The sequence below is a fragment of the Myroides sp. N17-2 genome (genome assembly GCF_002286775.1).
Lineage (GTDB): Bacteria > Bacteroidota > Bacteroidia > Flavobacteriales > Flavobacteriaceae > Flavobacterium.
Genome location: NZ_NSGJ01000004.1, coordinates 191,979 through 212,529, shown reverse-complemented (window position 1 = coordinate 212,529; position 20,551 = coordinate 191,979). Strand labels below are relative to the sequence as shown.

Here is a 20,551-nt window from a genome sequence, read left to right as displayed (position 1 = left end):
ACTAAAAACTCAGGTAAAATCATTTTTATAAACTCAATATAGTTTTCCACGTTTATTATTTATCATTACAAAGATCTGTAGTTTTTAATTCACACACAACTTTTGAGATTGATCCAAAAGAATTACTTTCTTAAATAAAAAAATCCCAATAGAGATTCTACTGGGAGAGTTGTTTTAAGATTCTAAAAGAGGTGATGATTAGTATTGTCCATCTCTACTGAAGTTTACCATCCATTGGATACCAAACTTATCTAGGACCATTCCGAAGTAATCTCCCCAGAACATATCTGCGATAGGCATAATAACAGTGCCACCTACAGCCATCTTAGCGAATAAATCATCTGCTTCCTTTTGGCTATCTGTTGATATGGATACAGAGAAGTTATTTCCTTGTACTAATGGAGCTGGATTACTACATGTGTTATCACTTCCCATAAGGATAGATTTACCAATAGGTAAAGAGACGTGCATTATTTTGTTTTTATCCTCCGCAGGGACAGTGAATTCTGGGCTATCAGGGATACTGTCAAATTTAGCCAAGTACATAAACTCTCCTCCAAATACGGATTTGTAGAAATTAAATGCCTGTTCACAATTTCCGTCGAATGTTAGATAGGTGTTCGTTGTTGCCATAAATTACATATATAAGTTGTTAAATATGAGGCAATTTAGGTAAAAAACAGGTTTGTTTATATTGGGAGATTGCGAAAAATTATAACAATTTTAAAGAAATGAGTATTCACAGGCGATTGCGTATCTGTATAGACACGTATTAGCTATAAGTTACGAAAAAGATAGTTATTAAATACTGTTTTTTGTCATATATTTTGATAGATGTTAATGAGATATTTGTTATAGATAATAAAACACTAAAGACTATGAAACAAAGAGTTCCTGTATCTCAGATTATGACTAAGGCGCTAATAGCTGTGCCTACGAATAAAAAATTAAGTGAAGTAAATAAGTTACTTGTAGAATACAATATCAGACACATTCCTGTGATTGAGGCTGAGACTGTAGTAGGAATCATTAGTAGCAACGATATCCTTAAAATAGGATATGGAGCAACAGATTTAGATCAAGGTGCATTAGATGCTATCTATGACTCTTATAAGCTAGTGGATGTCATGACTAAAAATCCATTAGTGGTAACAGATGAGACAAATATCAAAGATGTAGCTGAGCTATTCTCTAAACAACAATTTCACTCGCTTCCAGTTGTAGGAAAAGACAATGACCTATTAGGAATTGTAACGACAACTGATATGATCAATTATTTGATTGCACAATACTAATTTGTACTTTTTAAGTCCCCACATACTATTGAAATAATAAGGTAGGCTAATCATAGCGCTGTTTATACTTGCTATTATTAATGAAGTAGATTTTAAATAGGAAGCACTCATCTTTACATAGTAGAGGTGGGTGTTTTTTGTTTGTAGGACAAGTTTTTAAGACTCCTTATTTTTTTAAAAACGTCTAACCTAGAAGAAGCATTAACCCAATACTGTAGTAGGTCTACTTTATCTCTCTTTCATTAACTATAAAAGCATATTATAGTACTAATTCTGAGTTTTTTTATTGTAATAGATGGGCAATACTAAAAAAGATAAGGCTCCTAGGATTACAACGATACCTGTCTGTGTAGTCCATAGTATCCATCCAAAAGCTGTTCCTGAAACAAATGATATGCCGTAAAGTGATAATAACTCTGCGATAACTAGGGGAAATGCTCCAAAGCCTCCGTTAGTAAAAGATACAGCAAAACTACCCGCTACAAATGCGGACATGACGATAGGGAAACTTAGAGTGCTAGTGGCTTCTAGGGCGTGTGTACCGAAGTAAAATGTAGCGATATAACCAAACCATATTAGAAAAGTATGGAATAGAAAGCCTATTCTATTAGGCATTTTAAAGATACTACTGATGCCCTCTGTTAAACCTTTTATTTTCTGTTTGATAAATGTGATAACTCTCCATGTGCTATAATAAAATATTGCAATGGTAGCTACTAGGCCTAAAAGAGCTATACTGCCTAGAATGGCTAGTTTTTCAACAGGAACTTTTAATAATAAGAAGTCTTTAAGAACACTATACTGAAGTATTAAAGCTGTGAATACACATAGTAATAAACAGATAAGATCTATCACGCGCTCCGATACAATAGAGCCAAACCCCTTATCGAAAGGTACTTTCTCATACTTCTGCAGAATAATAGCACGTGAGACTTCACCTGATCTAGGGACAGTAAGATTTAAAAGATAGCCAATAGAGATAGCCATAAAATTAGTGGAAGTAGAAACAGGATGTCCCATATAACTAAGGGCATACTTCCATCTATAGGCACGTGCCCAGAGGCTTAATACTGAAAAGATAGAGGAGATGATAATATAGTTGTAATTAGCACCTCTAAATTGAGATTTCATCTCCTCTATCTGTTGTTCAGTAAACTGGCTGTAAGCATAATATACCAAAAAAACTCCCAACAAAAGTGGGAGTAATATATTAGTCAATTTACTGATATTTTTCTTCAAAAAGAGGCTAAGTTAAAGTGTTGGTCTCTTCATTAGGGAATACGATAGACGGTTTAAATGTCTTCGCTTCTTCGAAGTCCATAATACCATAAGTAATGATAATAATGATATCACCTTTGTGTACTTTACGTGCAGCAGGACCGTTAAGGCAGATTTCTCCACTGTTTTTTGGACCAGGTATAGCGTAAGTCTCAAAACGTTCTCCATTGTTAATATTAACAATCGAAACTTTCTCGCCTTCTATGATGTTAGAAGCTTCCATTAAAACTTCGTCAATCGTAATACTTCCGATGTAGTGTAGATCTGCTCCAGTTACAGTTACACGGTGAATTTTTGATTTTACTACTTCAACTTGCATTTCGCGTGAGTTTTAGTTAAAAGATAAATTGTCGATTAGTCGAATACCTTCAATATGAGCAACTAAAAAACCTCTATACTTGCGGTTAGGATCATTAGATGTAGCCGTTTTAAGAGTTTCTTCGTCTGCAATAGTGAAGTATTCGAGGTCAAAGTTAGGATTATTTTTAAATTCATTCTCAACAAAAGCATTAACTTTAGAAATACTTTCACTTTTAAATAAATCCTTGGCTTTCAATAATACTTGGTATAAGAAAGTCGATTTCTTTAATCCTTCAGAAGAGACGCGTTCGTTACGAGAACTCATTGCTAATCCATCACTACCTCTAAAGATAGCTACCCCTACTATAGTCACAGGAATATGTAGTTTCTCTACCATCTTGCGAATGATTTGTAGTTGTTGGAAGTCTTTCTCTCCAAAGTATGCTTTGGTAGGAGCAACAAGCTCAAATAATTTACCCACGATAGTTCCTACTCCATCGAAATGACCAGGGCGTGAGGCACCTTCCATCTCGTTTTCTAGTCCATCAAAGTCGAATGATTGGGCTACAGTATTTCCACCATAAATCTCATCGACAGATGGTGCAAATATTACAATTTGTTCAGAAAGAGACTTAATAATCTCCTGATCTCTTTCTAAAGTACGGGGGTATTTAGCTAAATCATCCGCATTATTGAATTGCGTAGGATTAACGAAAATACTTACCACAGTACATTCATTTTCGTTTAAAGATTGTTCCATTAATGAAAGGTGCCCATGGTGTATAGCCCCCATTGTTGGTACAAGACCAATTGCCTTATTCGCGTCTCGAAATGGTTTCAAATACGCTTGTAATTCGGCTTTAGTACTAAAAAGAAACATTAGCTTCGTGTTTAAAATAATGGCAAAATTAGTTATTTAGAAAATAACTGCATAAATTTTCGTAAATTTGCGATGTTTATTTATTTCAAACAAAGAAATTATAATTGAAGATGAAAGAAAAGAGGATATTATATGTATCATCTGAAGTGGTACCTTATTTAGCAGAGAATGAAGTTTCATTAATGTCTTATGATGCTCCAAAAATGATTAATGATCAAGGTGGACAGATAAGAATTTTTATGCCTAGATATGGTAGCATAAATGAGAGAAGACATCAATTACACGAGGTTATTAGACTGTCAGGTATGAATCTAGTCGTTAATGACATGGATATGCCATTGATTATTAAAGTAGCTTCTATTCCTAAAGAGCGCATTCAGGTTTACTTTATAGATAATGATGAATACTTTAAAAGAAAATCGACTTTTTCTGATGAGGATGGAACGTTGTATCCAGACAATGACGAAAGAGCAATCTTTTTTACTAAAGGTGTAATAGAAACGGTTAAGAAACTTAATTGGGTTCCTGATGTGATACACGTGCAAGGATGGTTAGCATCATTGTTACCAGCGTATTTAAAACATTATTATAAAGATGAAGCTATTTTCTCAGATACGAAGGTGGTGACGTCTATTTTCGGAGAAGGATTTAGCGGAGTGTTAGATGCTACAATGAAAGAAAAGATTGCTTTTGATGGATTCCCAGAAGAGGTAGCGAATGATTTTGCTAATCCTACTTATGAGAATATGATGATCAATGCGATCAAAAATTCGGACGGTGTGATTGTTGCATCAGAAGAAGTAAGTCCAACTTTAACAAAATTTATAGAGTCTTCTGAAAAACCTTTTTTACCTTTCGTAGCTAAAGATGGATTTGCTCAGGCTTATACTGAATTTTATCAGAAGTTTTTTTAATAACTACATCAACTTAGAATAGTAATAACCCATATATATTGGATTGACTAGATGAACCAAAAAAACATATTAAAAGGAATATCTCTTGTATTAGGCTTAGTGGCCTTACAAGCTTGTGAAAGTGAGTTTACAGAGACTGGAAATGATTTAATCGGAGGAGGAAACTTCGATATCGTTTCTTATAAAGTGAACGATATTAAAGCATATAATCAAGCTTATGGTCCTGTGGACGGGAGTAGATTAAATGAAGTGCCTTTTGGGTATCTAGATAATGGTTTGTTTGGTGGTACTAGCAATAATTTGGTTGTTCAGTTAAGCGAAAGTAGCGCTTCGATGTCTAATCTTGGAGATAATATCAAGGTAGACTCAGTGTATGTATATGTTCCTTATTTTTCTCAATTTGAAAAAACGGAGAATAAAGTGAATATCTACAAACTTAAGAATGTCTATGGTACTGGAGCTATTGACTTGAAGGTGTATCAGAATGGATATCACTTGATGGATGTTGATTTGACTAATGGTACTGCGTCTAAGTTTTTTACTAATGAAGGAAAGAATTTCGATAACAATATCGTAGGAGGAAGTAATAATGCTCTTAATACGTCAAAGAAAATAGACCAGAATACTGCTTTTGTATTTAAGAATACAGAGATGGTTGTTTATAAAAGAGATAAAGATGGCAATATAGTTAAGGACGAGAAGACGGGTGAGGATGTGATTAAAGAACGTCTTATCCCTGGTATGTGGCTTGATTTAGATAAAGATTACTTCACTAAGTTTATCACTGAGAATAAAACTAAATTAGGTCAGCCTAATGGGTTTAACGAGGTGTTTAAAGGTTTTTACTTTAAAACTGATGGAGCTGGAACTGATGGAGCAACAGGGCTATTAGATGTAGCTAAAGGTAAAGTAGTTCTTATTTTCCATGCTGATGTGAAGAGTAAAGATGCTGATGGTAAAGAAATCGTTAAAAATGAACGTAGAGAGGTGAGTATTCCTTTTGGTGCTAATACACTAGGATCTAAGAAATTCACGGTAAGTACGATGAATACTAAGAGAGCAGTTGAATATACATCTGCGAAATCAGAAGAGACGACAGGAGCTCAAACGATCTATCTAAAAGGTGGAGAGGGGAATATGGCTATTATTGATTTCTTTAAAACAAATGATTTTGCTGAATTGCAAGAACTGAAAAAGGATGGTTCATTATTAAATGATGCTTACCTAACAATATTTGTTGATAAAGAGAAGATGGGTAAATTACCTATTCCAGAACGTTTATTCTTATATGACTTTGATAATAGTATAGCATTATCTGACTTTGTTAATGATCAATTTAATTCTGCTCAATATGTTAAGCAAGGTTATAGTGGAATCTTTGTTAAAGAAGATAAGGACAAGGATAAAGAAGGATATTACTATAAATTTAAAATAACGGATCACATTAGAGGATTGTTGAAAAACAAAAATAATGTGAGTCCTAAGTTAGCTCTTGTTGTTGCTAATAACTTCGGTTCAGCAGGATATACAAATCAAAAACTACTGACTAAAATAGAAAACAAACCTACTGATGTAGAAGCAGTTTCTTCTTTCTCTGTTAGTTCTCCACTAGGAGTAGTGTTACACGGTACTAATGCTGTACAAGAAAACAAAAAAATGAAGTTAGAATTATTTTATACAAAAGCTAAAAAGTAAAGAACTATGTGTGGAATTGTAGGGTATATAGGACACCGTGATGCGTATCCTGTTATTATAAAAGGTTTGACAAGATTAGAATACAGAGGGTATGACTCTGCTGGTCTAGCGATATTTGATGGAGAGACGATTAACCTTTGTAAAACAAAAGGTAAAGTAGTTGATTTAGAAGAAAAAAGTACTGATAAAGTAAAAAAAGGAACAGTAGGTATAGGGCACACAAGATGGGCTACTCATGGTGTTCCGAATGATGTGAATTCTCACCCTCACTTCTCTAATTCGGGAGAGTTGGTACTTATTCACAATGGAATTATAGAAAACTATGATTCTTTAAAACAAGAATTGATTAAAAGAGGATATACATTTAAGTCAGAAACAGATACAGAAGTTTTAATTAACTTAATCGAGGATGTTCAAAAGACTCAAGGTGTGAAATTAGGAAAAGCTGTACAGATAGCGCTTAATCAAGTGATAGGTGCTTATGCTATAGCAGTAATGGATATCAAAAAACCAGATGAAATTATCGCAGCTAGATTGGGAAGTCCATTAGCTATTGGTATTGGTGAGAATGAGTATTTTATTACATCTGATGCCTCTCCTTTCATAGAGTATACTAATAATGCTATTTATTTAGAAGATGAAGAGATGGCTATTATTAGATTACACAAACCATTGCGTATACGCAAGATAAAAGATGACTCTTTAGTTACGCATTACGTTCAAGAGTTGCAGTTAAACTTAGAGCAAATAGAGAAGAATGGTTATGACCACTTTATGCTTAAAGAGATTTACGAGCAACCAGAAGTTATTAAAGATACATTTAGAGGTCGTTTATTAGCTGATCAAGGGCTGATTAAAATGGCTGGTATAGAGGATAATATTGATAAGTTCTTAAACGCTAAGCGTATTATTATCGCTGCTTGTGGTACTTCATGGCATGCTGCTTTAGTAGCAGAATATGTTATCGAGGAGTTTGCAAGAATCCCAGTAGAGGTAGAGTATGCTTCTGAATTTAGATATAGAAATCCTATTATCGATTCAAGTGATGTATTAATCGCTATTTCTCAATCAGGAGAAACTGCTGATACATTAGCAGCTATTAAATTAGCGAAAGAAAAAGGAGCATTTGTATTCGGTGTATGTAACGTTGTAGGTTCTTCTATTGCTAGAGAGACACATGCAGGTGCATATACGCATGCAGGTCCAGAGATCGGGGTAGCGTCTACTAAGGCATTTACTACTCAGATTACAGTATTGACATTAATCGCTTTGAGATTAGCTAAGGCAAAAGGTACTTTAGCAAATTCAGAGTATTTAAAATATTTACACGAATTAGAATTAGTTCCAGAACGTGTAGAAGAAGCATTAACACAGAATCCAGAGATTCTTGATATTGCTAAGGTTTACAAAGATTCTACTAACTGTTTATACTTAGGTAGAGGATATAACTATCCAGTAGCGTTAGAGGGTGCTCTTAAGTTAAAAGAGATCTCTTATATTCACGCTGAAGGATATCCTGCAGCAGAGATGAAGCACGGACCTATTGCTTTAATTGATGAGCATATGCCAGTGATCGTTATCGCTCCTAGTCAAGACCACTACGATAAAGTAGTGAGTAATATTCAGGAGATTAAAGCGAGAAATGGTAAAATCATCGCTGTAGTAACAAAAGGAGATAAACAAGTGAGAGAACTTGCTGATCATGTTATCGAAGTACCTGGTATTTCAGAGGCATTAACTCCAATATTAACGACAATTCCATTACAACTTTTATCTTACCACATTGCTGTGTTAAGAGAGTGTAATGTTGACCAACCTAGGAACTTAGCAAAGTCTGTGACGGTTGAATAATACTAAAAAAGTGAGCCTTTTTCGGGCTCGCTTTTTTTTATATAAAATAAAATTTCAAACTTTTTAATATTCAGAGAAAAAAACTATCTTTGCACTCTGAAAAAGTAGAATTTTTCAATAAACGTAAATAGCTGTTAAATAAATACATAAGCAATGTCTAAAGTTACAGGAAAAGTTGCGCAAGTTATCGGGCCAGTAGTTGACGTAGTATTCAACACTGCAAATGCCGAACTTCCAAAGATTTATGATTCATTAGAAATCACAAAACCAAATGGTACTAAATTAATCCTAGAGGTACAATCTCATATTGGAGAAGATACAGTAAGAACAATTTCAATGGACTCTACAGACGGTTTAAGTAGAGGATATGAAGTAGTTTCTACAGGATTCCCAATACAAGTTCCAATTGGAAAAGATGTATTCGGTAGATTATTTAATGTTGTAGGAGACGCTATTGACGGTCTTGGAAACTTACCTAAAGAAGGTGAAAGTGGTTTGCCAATTCACCGTCCAGCTCCAAGATTTGAAGACTTATCTACTTCAACTGAAGTATTATTCACAGGAATCAAAGTAATCGATTTGATCGAGCCTTATGCAAAAGGTGGTAAAATTGGTTTATTTGGTGGTGCTGGAGTAGGAAAAACAGTATTGATTCAAGAATTAATTAATAATATCGCTAAAGGACACGGTGGACTTTCAGTATTTGCTGGAGTTGGTGAGCGTACTCGTGAAGGGAATGACTTATTACGTGAGATGTTAGAATCAGGTATTATCAAATATGGTGATGATTTCATGCACTCTATGGAAAATGGAGGATGGGATTTATCTAAAGTAGATCGTTCAGGAATGAGAGATTCGAAAGCTACTTTCGTATTCGGTCAGATGAATGAGCCACCAGGAGCACGTGCACGTGTTGCATTAGCTGGATTAACTATCGCTGAATTCTTCCGTGATGGTGCTGGTGATGACCAAGGAAAAGATGTATTATTCTTCGTTGATAACATCTTCCGTTTTACACAAGCGGGTTCTGAGGTTTCTGCATTATTAGGACGTATGCCATCTGCAGTAGGTTACCAACCTACATTAGCTACTGAAATGGGAGCTATGCAAGAGCGTATTACTTCAACTAAAAAAGGATCTATTACATCTGTACAGGCGGTTTACGTTCCTGCGGATGACTTAACTGACCCTGCACCAGCAACAACGTTTGCTCACTTAGATGCAACTACAGTATTATCTCGTAAGATTGCTGAGTTAGGTATTTATCCTGCAGTAGATCCATTAGAGTCTTCTTCTCGTATTTTGACTCCAGAGATCTTAGGAAAAGACCACTATGCTTGTGCGCAAAGAGTAAAAGAGATTTTACAGAAATACAAACAATTACAAGATATCATCGCGATCTTAGGTATGGAAGAGTTATCTGAAGAAGATAAACAAGCTGTATACAGAGCTCGTCGTGTTCAACGTTTCTTATCTCAACCTTTCCACGTAGCTGAACAGTTTACTGGTATCCCTGGTGTATTAGTTGATATTAAAGAGACTATCAAAGGATTTAATATGATTATGGATGGTGAATTAGATCACCTACCAGAAGCAGCTTTCAACTTAAAAGGTTCAATCGAAGAAGCGATTGCAGCTGGAGAGAAAATGCTTGCAGAAATATAATCTAATTAATTTTTAAAGAGATCAACATGAGATTAGAAATTGTATCACCTGAGGCTACTTTATTTTCTGGAGAAGTTACTTCAGTATCAGTTCCAGGAGCAAACGGAGAGTTTCAGATGTTAAATAATCACGCTCCTATTGTTTCTATCCTAACAAAAGGAAGTGTAAAGTTCACAGGGCAAAACATCTCTATTGAACCTGAGTTTAGTTCAAGATTTGAGAATGTAGCTAAAGATACTTATCACTTAGCAATCAATCTTGGAACATTAGAATTAAGCGATAACAAGATTATCATATTAGCTAACTAATAGCTGATTTAAAATATACGAAAAAGCCTTACTCATTGAGTAAGGCTTTTTTATTGGGTATATGTTATGCTAGGCTTATTGTTGTTTAGGCATTATTATCTTTCCCTTTTCTATGAGGTAGCCTATCATCGCTTTTACAAGATTATCGTCTTCTAACTCTTTGTTGTCTGTAGTGGCGTTGGAATGATGTATGTAATCAGTATCACTTGATCCTTCAATTCTCAGCATATTATCTTCTTTGGCATTCCAAACGGCTAGCACATTGCTCTTTTTGTCTTTTATCGTATATTTCTTTTGAGAATCATCTGTTTTGCGTTGTATATAGCCTAGAATTACGTAATCATCAAATCCTTTTTTATATCCAAATGAATTAGTTATTGAGCTATCAAAAGTTAACTTAGAGTCTTCGAATATTTTGATATGCTTATCAACACTTTTTTTGCATTGCATTCTATCATCTAATAACTTGTCTAGTGCTGACTGGTCACTTTCAAACATTAAAGTAATAGCATTTAGGTTTAGTCCTGTTGGAGTTAGTAATTTATAAGGGCCGTTAGTGAAGTCTAGTAATAGCTTTTTTTCAGGAGTGAATGCATTTATATTTCCATTGTTGCTTATGTTCTTAGTTTTAGTACCGTCAGGTAATGTTATGGTATAATATGAAAAGGTATTAGTTGCTGTAAGTTCTATTTTTACTGATTGTAAGTTAAGTATAGGGGTACCTTGCAAGTCACTTATTGTATAGACTCTTTTCTTACTATCTATCAGTGCTATTTCCTTTTTGTCAATTATGATTTTGTTCTTTTTCGTTCTTATATCTTGTGCAAAAGTTAAGTTACAACATAAGATAATTAGGTAAAATGTGATTATTTTTTTCATTTTTTATGTTAAAAGTAATTATTTTTTATATATAATAGCATAATTATTTGATATGAATGTTCTCTTAAATCTTATTCTAACACGTTTTTGTTAGGTATATATATTGTAAATTTGAAACATTAGATAATAAACTATAAGAGTAATGGCAAAGGTAAAAACGGCTTTTTTCTGTCAGAGTTGTGGTACGCAGTATGCTAAATGGCAAGGACAGTGTAATGCTTGTAAGGAGTGGAATACACTAGTAGAGGAAGTTATTCAGAAAGAAGAGAAGACTGCGTGGAAAGCTGTTAGTAGCTCTCCTAGTAGTGTAAAAAAAGTAGCGAAACCTCTTAAGGTTCGCGACATTGATAGTACAGAAGAGCTTCGTATGAATACAATGGATGGTGAGCTTAATAGAGTATTAGGGGGAGGACTAGTTCCTGGATCTATGGTGCTATTAGGTGGAGAGCCTGGTATCGGTAAGAGTACGTTGTTATTACAGATTTCACTAAGATTACCTTTTAAGACATTATATGTATCTGGAGAGGAAAGTCAGAAGCAAATTAAGATGCGTGCTGAACGTATCAATCCCATAAACGACAACTGTTATATTCTAACAGAAACAAATACACAGAACATCTTTCGTCAGATAGAAGAGATACAACCTGATGTACTTATTATCGATTCTATACAAACGTTGCACACTGAATATATAGAATCTTCTGCAGGAACTGTCTCTCAGATTAAAGAGTGTACAGCGGAGCTTACAAAGTTTGCTAAAGAAACAGGGACACCTGTACTAATCATTGGGCATATTACTAAAGACGGAAGTATAGCGGGGCCGAAGATGTTAGAACATATGGTGGATACAGTGCTACAGTTTGAGGGAGATAGAAATCATGTCTATCGCATACTACGTGCTAATAAAAACCGTTTTGGTTCTACAGCTGAGCTTGGTATTTACGAAATGCAAGGAAGTGGTTTGAGAGAGGTTTCTAACCCATCGGAGATATTGATATCACATAAGGAAGAAGAGCTCTCAGGGACAGCTATAGCGGCTACATTAGAAGGTATGCGCCCATTAATGGTAGAAGTACAAGCGTTAGTTAGTTCTGCTGTTTATGGAACGCCACAACGTAGTGCGACAGGATATAACCTGAAGCGTCTAAATATGATTTTGGCTGTATTAGAGAAGAGAGCAGGATTTAGATTAGGACAGAAAGACGTCTTCCTTAATATCACAGGGGGGATTACCGTAGATGACCCTGCTATCGACTTAGGTGTTGTAGCAGCTATCTTGTCTTCAGATCAAGATTTGTCAATAGGTAAAGACTTTACCTTCGCAGGAGAAGTTGGTTTGTCAGGAGAGATAAGACCTGTGAATAGAGTAGATCAACGTATACAAGAGGCTGAGAAATTAGGGTTCTCAACTATTTTTGTGTCAAAATATAACAAGATTAGTCACTCGAGTAGAGGTATTAAAGTTGTACTCGTGACTAAGATCGAAGATGTAGTAGAATACCTCTTCGGATAAATTAAATTGTAATACTATGAAAAAGAATTTAACTATTGTTGCCCTTGCTTTATGCAGTGTTATGACTTGGGCGCAGAAGCCTGTGTTTACACCTGCTAAACTTGAGAGTGCCCGTGTGTATTTTAATAGCGCGGAATTAACGCATAAGGCAAAAGTAAAACTGCCTAAGGGAACGTCAGAAGTGGTGTTTACTAATGTGGCAGATTACCTAAACGAAGCGACTATACAGATTGGTTCTATATCAGATGTAACTGTAATGGCGATACAGTATAGTAATCGCTATGTAGAGGAATATGATAGCGCTGTGGATTCGCCATTGCTTAAACCTGTTAGAGATAGTATTAAGTTGGTGGAGACAGAGCTTAAGAAGGTAGATAACGCTATCGACGCAGAGAGTAGAACAATGTTTCTGTTAGATATGAATCAGAAAGTAGGTGGTGATAATGGGACTACTACAGCAGAAGTAATGAAAATGGTGGACTATTATAAAACCAAAAGATTACAACTGAGTACTGAGTTAGACAAGCTAAATGAGAAGAAGGATAACCTGAATACTAGACTTGCTAATCTAAAAGATAAGCTAGCGTTTAACGAAGGAAAAAGTGAGAAATCAAGTAAAGGGAAACTTATCATACAAGTGATGAATGATAAAGAGGGTGAAGTACCTTTTCAGATTAAATACTTAACTCAAGCAGCATCTTGGAAACCGTTTTATGACTTGAGAGTGGATAAGATTAATTCTCCTGTGAAAGTGGTTTATAAAGCGGATGTGAAACAGTATTCTGGTATAGATTGGAGAGGAGTGAACCTTAGTCTGACTAGTGGTACAGCTAATCAGAGTAATGTTATTCCTACATGGAATACGTGGTTCCTTGATTATAATAATTATGTTTCTAATGCGCTAAGTGGCAGAGTGTATGGGGTGAATAGTGCTAATAAAAGAGTTTCTTCTGATGAGTTAAAGAGTGTATCAACATCTTATTTAGCTGATGCTAAAGCTGAAAAATCGATAGTATATGAAGAAAGCACAATGAGCGATTATACTAAGGTTAATGAATCACAATTAAATGTGTCATTTGATATTAGTATCCCATATACAGTGATGTCTAACAATAAATCACATAGCGTTGCGCTTAATGATTTTTCTATTCCTGCAGAATATAAATACTATGTGGCACCGAAGTTAGATTTAAACGCTTATCTAGTAGCAACGATTAAAGATTATGGTAACTATAATCTATTAGCAGGTGAAGCTAATGTAATCTTCGATGGTGTATATGTAGGCAAAACAATTCTTAACCCAGCGAATACAGAAGAAGAAATGAGATTAAATATGGGTAAAGATACTAAAGTATCTGTTTCTCGTGTTTTAATGAAAGACAAGTCTGGTACGAAAATGCTGTCTTCTAAGAAGTCTCAAAACTTCGTGTACGATATTACTCTTCGCAATAATAAGGCGGAGCAAGTAGCAATACAGGTAGAGGATCAGTTCCCTGTTAGTTCTAATAAAGATATTGAGATAGAGTTGACTGATACTTCGTCAGGAACTGTGAATACAGAGAAAGGGTTAGTGAAATGGGATCTTAAACTTAAAGCGAATGAGAGTAAAACACTTCGTTTTGGTTATCAAGTGAGATCAGATAAGAATCAAACACTTAATCTTTAAGTTAAGAATTAGTAGATAGAGGAATAAACTCTTTTAGATTGATATTAAAGAAGGGCGAAGTACATAGTACCTCGCCTTTTATGTTTAAATTTGATGTAAAAGGTGGAATTTATGGAGTATTTAGATATTGTTGTTAGGAGTATTGCAGTGTATTTGTTTATGATTATAGCAATGCGCGTATTTGGAAAGAAGCAATTATCTCAATTAAATACTTTTGACGTTGTGCTTATGCTGTTAATTAGCAATTCAGTACAGAATGCTATGGTTGGACCTGATACTAGTTTAGGCGGAGGAATATTAGCTGCGTTTGTTTTGTTTTCAGTGAACTATGGAATGAAGCGACTTATCGCACGCAATGCTTTTGTGAACCGATTATTACAACAGAAGCCAGAGGTTATCATTCAACATGGGGTAGTAGACTTCGCAAAAGCTACTCAGCTAGGTATTACTTCAGATGAACTAACAGAGGCTATGCATGAACATGGAGTGGAATACTTCAAACAAGTCAAATTAGCTACTTTAGAGATTAATGGAAGTATAAGTATTATTGCTAAAGATAGTAATGGGCATTATAAAGAGACATTTCATAAGAGGAGAGGAAAGCATGAAGCAAATTAAGTAAGATTTGTTAACATATCGGGAGCAAATATTACTGATAGTTAACTTGAGATTAATCGTCTAGTAATATTATAGATGTTGTTTTGTGTAAAAGTTTTTGAACTATGAAACAACCACAATTAAACAGAAGAAATTTCTTACGCTCATCTCTATTAGCTTCAGGTAGTATATTCTTAGCTCCAGTTATTATTAGTTGTTCTAATGATGATAATGGCGGTTCTAAAGAAGAATTAACAGGAGACTTTAAAATAAAGGGCTTCGATTATGGAGTTGCAAGTTTTGACCCTACGGCAACAAGTATTATTATCTGGACACGTTATACTAAAGGGGATACAGAAGTGACTTGGCAGATGGCGAAAGACAATCAGTTTAAGGATGTGGTACGTCAAGGGAAAGCTCTTATTCAATCAATATCTGATAATACATTAGCTGTAGAAGTACAAGGACTAACTTCTAATAGCAAGTTCTACTATCGTTTTTTTAATAGTACAGCCAAGGAAACTTCCGTTATAGGTGAAACTATCACATTACCTGCTTATACAGATAATGTGTCTAATGTAAAGCTAGCCGTGGCTTCGTGTTCTAATTATCCCGCAGGTTTGTTTAATGTTTATGCTGAGATGGCTAAGTCTGATGCGGATGTGATTATCCACTTAGGAGATTATATTTATGAGTACGCACCTGGGCAATATGGAACTAATGCGAGTACAGCTTCACTAAATAGAGCGCACAAACCGAATAAAGAAATAGTTTCTCTAGAAGATTATAGAGAACGATATAAACAATATAGAAGTGATGTGAACCTACAGTTAGCACATCAGAAAAAACCGTTTATCTGCGTATGGGATGACCATGAGATAGCAAATGATACTTATAAGGATGGGGCAGAGAATCATCAGCCTGAGACAGAAGGTAGTTTCGAAGCTAGAAAGAAAGCCGCTTTACAAGCATATAGTGAGTTTATACCACTTAAGACGGGTAAGGACGCACGTATATATAGATCATTTGAGTTTGGTAATATCTTATCCTTACATATGTTAGATACGCGTGTGATAGCTAGGGATAAGCAGTTGAGTTATAATGACTACTTCACAAGTACAGGTTTTGATCAGTACAGTTTTATGCAGGCTTATTTAAATCCTAATCGCCAGTTAATGGGGCAAGAGCAATTGACTTGGTTAGCTGGACAAATGAATACAAGTAAAGCATCATGGCAAGTATTAGGACAGCAAGTTTTAATGGCTAAGATGTTAGTTCCTGCGGAGTTTCTAATGATTGTTAATCAGATTATGGCAGAGATAGAGAAGACAGGTAGTGCATCTGCTGCATCATTAGGTGCATTACAGAAAACACTAGGAGAATTAGTCGTTCTAAAGACACGTATGCTTAAAGGTGATCCTACATTAACTGCAGCAGAGAAAGCTAGAATAACGACTGTGTTGCCTTATAATTTAGATGCATGGGACGGATATGCTGTCGAACGTGAGAAGTTATATAGCCTTTGTAAAGGTAAAAAAGTGATGACACTTGCGGGTGATACACATAATGCATGGTATAGCCAAATGAAAACGCAGAGTGGTGAGGTAGTAGGGTATGAGTTAGCGACTAGTTCTATTAGTTCTCCTGGTATGGAAACTTATTTGGGGCTGTCTAATGATATGTCTCAAGCAAGGCAATTAGAACAAGTAATGCCGCTTTTAATAGAAGAATTAGAATATGTCAATTTATCTGATAGAGGTTATCTGTATGTAGATTACACTTCTGGAGGAGCACGTGCTGAGTGGAGATATGTAGATACTGTACTTAGTAGCAGTTATAATACACAGGTTAAGAAGGCAGTCGTAATATAAAATAATTTGTTGTTGTATTTTCATAGCGAAGGAGAGTATCTTAGGGTACTCTCTTTTTTGTTTTTAGTAGTTCTTATTATATTGTTGTTTAGTTTGTTAAGGATGTTGATTATTTAGTTATTTGTATTAAAGTGAAGTTAAAATAAAAGAGTACATTTGTTCTAGTAAAAAAAATATTAGTATGAAAAAAGTTTTATTATCTGCGTTTTTAGTATGTTGTGCTGTTGGTACGGCTAATGCGCAATTCGGGAAATTAAACCCAAAGAAAATAGAAGCTGGTATGAAAGCTGTATCTGCATTCACTGTTACTGACGAAGAAGTAGCTCAATCTGCTGCTGCATCTGTGAAGTGGATGGATGAGCATAATCCTGTATGTACAGTAAAGGATAAAGACCCTAAAAAGAAAGCATATGCTGAACGTTTAGAGCGTATTTTCGGGCCTTACAAGAACTATGATGGTCTTAACTTAAACTATAAAGTGTACTACGTTACTGATGTGAATGCGTTTGCTTGTCCTGATGGTAGTGTACGTGTGTTCTCTTCATTGATGGACATTATGACTGATGATGAATTATTAGGAATCATTGGACACGAGATAGGTCACGTTAAATTGAAACACTCTTTAAATGGATATAGAAAAGTGTTGATAGCTGAGGCAGCTGTTCAATTTGCAGGTACTACACAAGGTACAGTAGGTGACTTAATGAAAGGTGATTTAGGACCTCTAACAGAGAAGCTTATTGGGGCTCAGTTCTCTCAAGGACAAGAGACTGATTCAGATGATTATTCTTATAAATTCTTAGTAGCGAATAGTAAGAACCCTCAAGCATTAGCAGATGGATTCCAAAAGTTTGCTGATATGGAGAAAGAATATGGAGCTGATAAATCTACTAAAGCTAAAGTGTTCTCTACTCACCCTGATAGTGAGAAACGTGTAAAACGTATCGAAGATAAAATCAAAAAAGACGCTAAGAAGAAATAATCTAAGCGAACAGTATATTAAAGGTCATCTCCTACGAGATGACCTTTTTTAATTATGGTGTATTAGGAGATTTAGATGACACTATATTCCTTACGTAATAAGAGAGATGTATTATTGTTATCTAAGTAGGAGTTATCTGTTTATAAATAATAAAATGGCTACGATTATAAGGCTGATAAAGAAGTAGATTAGACTGCGAATATTCTTTTGTCTCAAATTTGGATCGTGGACAGGTTCATCTCTGTACCTGTTATCATCAGCTTGTTTGTAGGTATTTAATTCTTTAAAGTCCTTGTTGTCTATCGAGGCTGTACCTGTCCCGCTACCAATTAAGTCTACTGGATCGAGGTATGATATCCCATAAATGTTTTGTTTTTTTATGGATGTTATTTCTCTATTTATACTCTTAATGAAGTCTTGTAGTGATTCACAACAGCAGATATAGTATACTATATCTAAATTAATCACACCTCCTAGAGAGAGATGACTCTCTAGGCAGGCTATAAAACCATCGTATAGAGGTAATGCTGGATTGAGTTGCTTCTCTATCATTCCTCTAGCTATTGTGGCATTGGTATGAAATTTTTCTTTAGAGATAGTGATTATACATGTGGTATTATCTATGCTCTCATCATCTCTCACATATTTTTCTTCGAAATCTATGTATCTATAAGCTTGTTCCCAATGAGGTACTCTACTACTTATCATCTCATGATCTAGTAGACAAATCCAGAAGAAAGGTAAAAATAGCCTCTCTTCGAAGAGTGTAATAGAACTATTGTCTTTAGTAATACTCAAAAAGATTTCGTTAGTCATAGCTTGTTTTTTAAGTAGTGATTATCTTGACTTTTAAAATGCAGAGCTCCTTTAAGGCAACTCCATTCTTATACATTCAATTTGAATTCGTAACTTTGCCTCATATTCTAATTTCTATTTCATTAGAAATCAATGATTTTAATTCGTTTTAAGGATTATCTATCATATCACTTATCTCAAGAAAAAAGGAAATTACCTAATCTATTTATTCCTATCTACGATATCCCTATGTGCTTTATATGAAAGTATATTGACAGTATCGTGCGTACATCATGACTCCATTAAAAAGGCTGTTTTAATGCAGTCACTATGGACACATTATGGATTCACTATGGACTCAGTCACACCGAGATTGCATAAAGAGGGTTATCATTTCCTATTAATGTATGTGATAATAAATTTTTTAAAGATTGGCCTATAAAGTTATTGATTGTTAATAATCAATACATTGTAAATATACATATTAATAATTAAAGATTTTGTCACACCTTTTTTTTGTTATAATCTTATATTTATAAAGTCATGAGGGCTTCTATTAAAAAAATCCGCTACTGATTAGTAGCGGATTCTGATTTATCGTTTAATTATCTTTTTGATAATGGTATTTTCGAATTTGTAAATAACTCCTAAGAATATTAATATACAAGTTATTCCAACTAGGTAGTTCTCTCTAAAACAGTAGAAGTAGACGAAACTTAGTAGGATGGATAACCCCATATAGCCCCCGATAGCTTTTTTCTCATAAGGAATAGGGTATTGTTTCTGCCCCATTACATAAGAGACTAGCATCATAGATCCGTATGCTATTAAGGTAGCGATAGCTGATCCTACATATCCCCAGATAGGTATTAGTAAGTAGTTAAATATTAAAGTAAATACAGCTCCCATAATAGAGATATAAGCTCCCACAGCAGTTTTGTCTCTTAACTTATACCACACAGATAGATTCGTATAGATACCCATACATAGGTTGGCTAATATGATAAGAGGAACTACACTCATCGCATCCCAATATGATTCGTTTCTGATAAATAACACTTTTAATATATCTGAGAATACGATAACTCCTAACATAATCAAACTTCCGAATATGGTGAAGTACTTGGTAATAGTCGCATATTTAGTAGGGGCATCATCATTCTTCGCATAGTTAAAGAAGAAAGGCTCTATTCCTAAAGTATATGCTTGTCTAAACAATACCATAAATAGACCTAGTTTATAACAAGCCGCATATTTTCCTACTTCTGATAAGGCTATGTCTGCAGGTAGTAAACGCTCTAATAATATCTTGTCAAAACTCTCATTAATAGCAAAAGCTAATCCTCCTACCATTACAGGGAAACTGTATTTAAGCATCTCCTTATTAAGCTCTTTATTAAACTTAAATTTGATCGTAAAGTAGTCCTTATAAAAAGCTAGGAATGTAAATAAACTAGCGATTAGGTTAGCGATGAAGATGTAAGATACTTGGTAGTTCTCCACATAGATACTACTAAATATACTATCAGGATATTTAGAACTTAAGATAGGAAGATAGTATAGGAAGAATATGTTAAGTACAGTGTATATAGTCACATTGGCCATACGGATGGCACTGTAAAACATCGGACGTTGATCTGCTCTTAACTTAGCAAAGGGTACAATCACCAATGCGTCTAAGATCAAGATAACTAATACATACTGTAGAATATCGATAGGAATATTTAATAGATCAGCCCAGTAGTTAATAGTAAGTATACTAAATACAGTAAAAATTAAGGTGGTGCAACACAGAAATAGTAAACTATTATTAATCACTTCTTTCTTGTCATCTCTTTTGTTATAAAATCTAAAGAATGCAGTTTCCATTCCAAAAGATAGAATAACGTTTAGAAACATCATAATGGAGAAAATAACGCTGTACTGTCCGTAGTCATTATTTTGCATTAAGTCTGTGTGGAAAGGAACTAGGAAGAACCCAATAACTTTAGGAAATACTGCTGCTAAGCCGTATATGGCAGTCTGTTTAAATATTTTCTTATAGATGCTCACAAGTAGAGAT

General features: G+C 34.7%; 18 protein-coding genes. 11 read left to right on the top strand and 7 right to left on the bottom strand.

The genetic code is table 11. From position 1 onward, the window contains the following. Positions 1–198: 198 nt before the first annotated feature. Positions 199–633: a VOC family protein gene (locus CF599_RS03325; RefSeq protein ID WP_121964621.1), complete on the bottom strand. Its 435-nt coding sequence runs from the start codon at positions 631–633 to the stop codon at positions 199–201. Positions 634–878: 245 nt separating this feature from the next. Here CF599_RS03325 and CF599_RS03320 point away from each other — a divergent pair, with 245 nt between their 5' ends. Beyond that, positions 879–1,295 carry an HPP family protein gene (locus CF599_RS03320; RefSeq protein ID WP_121964627.1) on the top strand — a complete coding sequence of 139 codons (417 nt, stop codon included), beginning with the start codon at positions 879–881 and terminating at the stop codon, positions 1,293–1,295. Between the two features lie 267 nt (positions 1,296–1,562). On the opposite strand, the gene CF599_RS03315 is transcribed toward CF599_RS03320, so the two are convergent. From CF599_RS03315 to panC, 3 genes are read right to left on the bottom strand one after another with little or no spacing between them, the layout of a single operon-like run. After that, positions 1,563–2,534, bottom strand: a complete 972-nt coding sequence (locus CF599_RS03315; RefSeq protein ID WP_121964620.1) for a lysylphosphatidylglycerol synthase transmembrane domain-containing protein — start codon at positions 2,532–2,534, stop codon at positions 1,563–1,565. 7 nt (positions 2,535–2,541) lie between these two features. Then, positions 2,542–2,892 (bottom strand): aspartate 1-decarboxylase, encoded by a 351-nt coding sequence (panD, locus tag CF599_RS03310; RefSeq protein WP_121964619.1) that lies wholly within the window; start codon positions 2,890–2,892, stop codon positions 2,542–2,544. Between the two features lie 12 nt (positions 2,893–2,904). Continuing rightward, positions 2,905–3,753, bottom strand: a complete 849-nt coding sequence (panC, locus tag CF599_RS03305) for a pantoate--beta-alanine ligase (protein ID WP_121964618.1) — start codon at positions 3,751–3,753, stop codon at positions 2,905–2,907. Between the two features lie 110 nt (positions 3,754–3,863). Between panC and CF599_RS03300 the strand changes: the two genes are divergently transcribed. From CF599_RS03300 to CF599_RS03280, 5 genes are all read left to right on the top strand, one after another. Then, a complete protein-coding gene (locus CF599_RS03300; RefSeq protein ID WP_121964617.1) occupies positions 3,864–4,667 on the top strand; it encodes a glycogen/starch synthase in 804 nt (267 codons plus the stop codon). Between the two features lie 51 nt (positions 4,668–4,718). After that, on the top strand, positions 4,719–6,362 hold the full coding sequence (locus CF599_RS03295; RefSeq protein WP_121964616.1) for a DUF4270 domain-containing protein: 1,644 nt from the start codon (positions 4,719–4,721) through the stop codon (positions 6,360–6,362). A gap of 6 nt (positions 6,363–6,368) precedes the next feature. Beyond that, positions 6,369–8,213 carry a glutamine--fructose-6-phosphate transaminase (isomerizing) gene (glmS, locus tag CF599_RS03290; RefSeq protein WP_121964615.1) on the top strand — a complete coding sequence of 615 codons (1,845 nt, stop codon included), beginning with the start codon at positions 6,369–6,371 and terminating at the stop codon, positions 8,211–8,213. 153 nt (positions 8,214–8,366) lie between these two features. Next, entirely contained in the window at positions 8,367–9,878 is a 1,512-nt protein-coding gene (gene atpD / locus CF599_RS03285; RefSeq protein ID WP_121964614.1) for a F0F1 ATP synthase subunit beta, read from the top strand. Between the two features lie 26 nt (positions 9,879–9,904). Next, positions 9,905–10,186: a F0F1 ATP synthase subunit epsilon gene (locus tag CF599_RS03280; RefSeq protein ID WP_121964613.1), complete on the top strand. Its 282-nt coding sequence runs from the start codon at positions 9,905–9,907 to the stop codon at positions 10,184–10,186. A gap of 75 nt (positions 10,187–10,261) precedes the next feature. Here the strand turns inward: CF599_RS03280 and CF599_RS03275 are convergent, their stop codons facing one another. Next, the gene (locus CF599_RS03275) at positions 10,262–11,065 is read right to left on the bottom strand and encodes a hypothetical protein (RefSeq protein WP_121964612.1); all 804 of its coding nucleotides are present in this window, start codon (positions 11,063–11,065) and stop codon (positions 10,262–10,264) included. Between the two features lie 142 nt (positions 11,066–11,207). Between CF599_RS03275 and radA the strand changes: the two genes are divergently transcribed. The 5 genes from radA (at position 11,208) to CF599_RS03250 (ending at position 17,694) form a co-directional block, all read left to right on the top strand. Next, entirely contained in the window at positions 11,208–12,578 is a 1,371-nt protein-coding gene (gene radA, locus CF599_RS03270) for a DNA repair protein RadA (RefSeq protein ID WP_121964611.1), read from the top strand. A gap of 16 nt (positions 12,579–12,594) precedes the next feature. Then, positions 12,595–14,244 (top strand): DUF4139 domain-containing protein, encoded by a 1,650-nt coding sequence (locus tag CF599_RS03265; RefSeq protein WP_121964610.1) that lies wholly within the window; start codon positions 12,595–12,597, stop codon positions 14,242–14,244. 111 nt (positions 14,245–14,355) lie between these two features. Continuing rightward, positions 14,356–14,862, top strand: coding sequence for a DUF421 domain-containing protein (locus CF599_RS03260; protein ID WP_121964609.1), 507 nt, complete (start codon positions 14,356–14,358; stop codon positions 14,860–14,862). 104 nt (positions 14,863–14,966) lie between these two features. Then, the gene (locus tag CF599_RS03255; RefSeq protein WP_121964608.1) at positions 14,967–16,712 is read left to right on the top strand and encodes an alkaline phosphatase; all 1,746 of its coding nucleotides are present in this window, start codon (positions 14,967–14,969) and stop codon (positions 16,710–16,712) included. A gap of 181 nt (positions 16,713–16,893) precedes the next feature. Continuing rightward, positions 16,894–17,694: a M48 family metallopeptidase gene (locus CF599_RS03250; RefSeq protein ID WP_121964607.1), complete on the top strand. Its 801-nt coding sequence runs from the start codon at positions 16,894–16,896 to the stop codon at positions 17,692–17,694. 132 nt (positions 17,695–17,826) lie between these two features. Here the strand turns inward: CF599_RS03250 and CF599_RS03245 are convergent, their stop codons facing one another. Both CF599_RS03245 and CF599_RS03240 read right to left on the bottom strand, forming a co-directional pair. Then, positions 17,827–18,510: a hypothetical protein gene (locus CF599_RS03245; RefSeq protein WP_121964606.1), complete on the bottom strand. Its 684-nt coding sequence runs from the start codon at positions 18,508–18,510 to the stop codon at positions 17,827–17,829. Positions 18,511–19,083: 573 nt separating this feature from the next. Then, entirely contained in the window at positions 19,084–20,541 is a 1,458-nt protein-coding gene (locus tag CF599_RS03240) for an oligosaccharide flippase family protein (RefSeq protein ID WP_121964605.1), read from the bottom strand. Between the last annotated feature and the right edge of the window lie 10 nt (positions 20,542–20,551).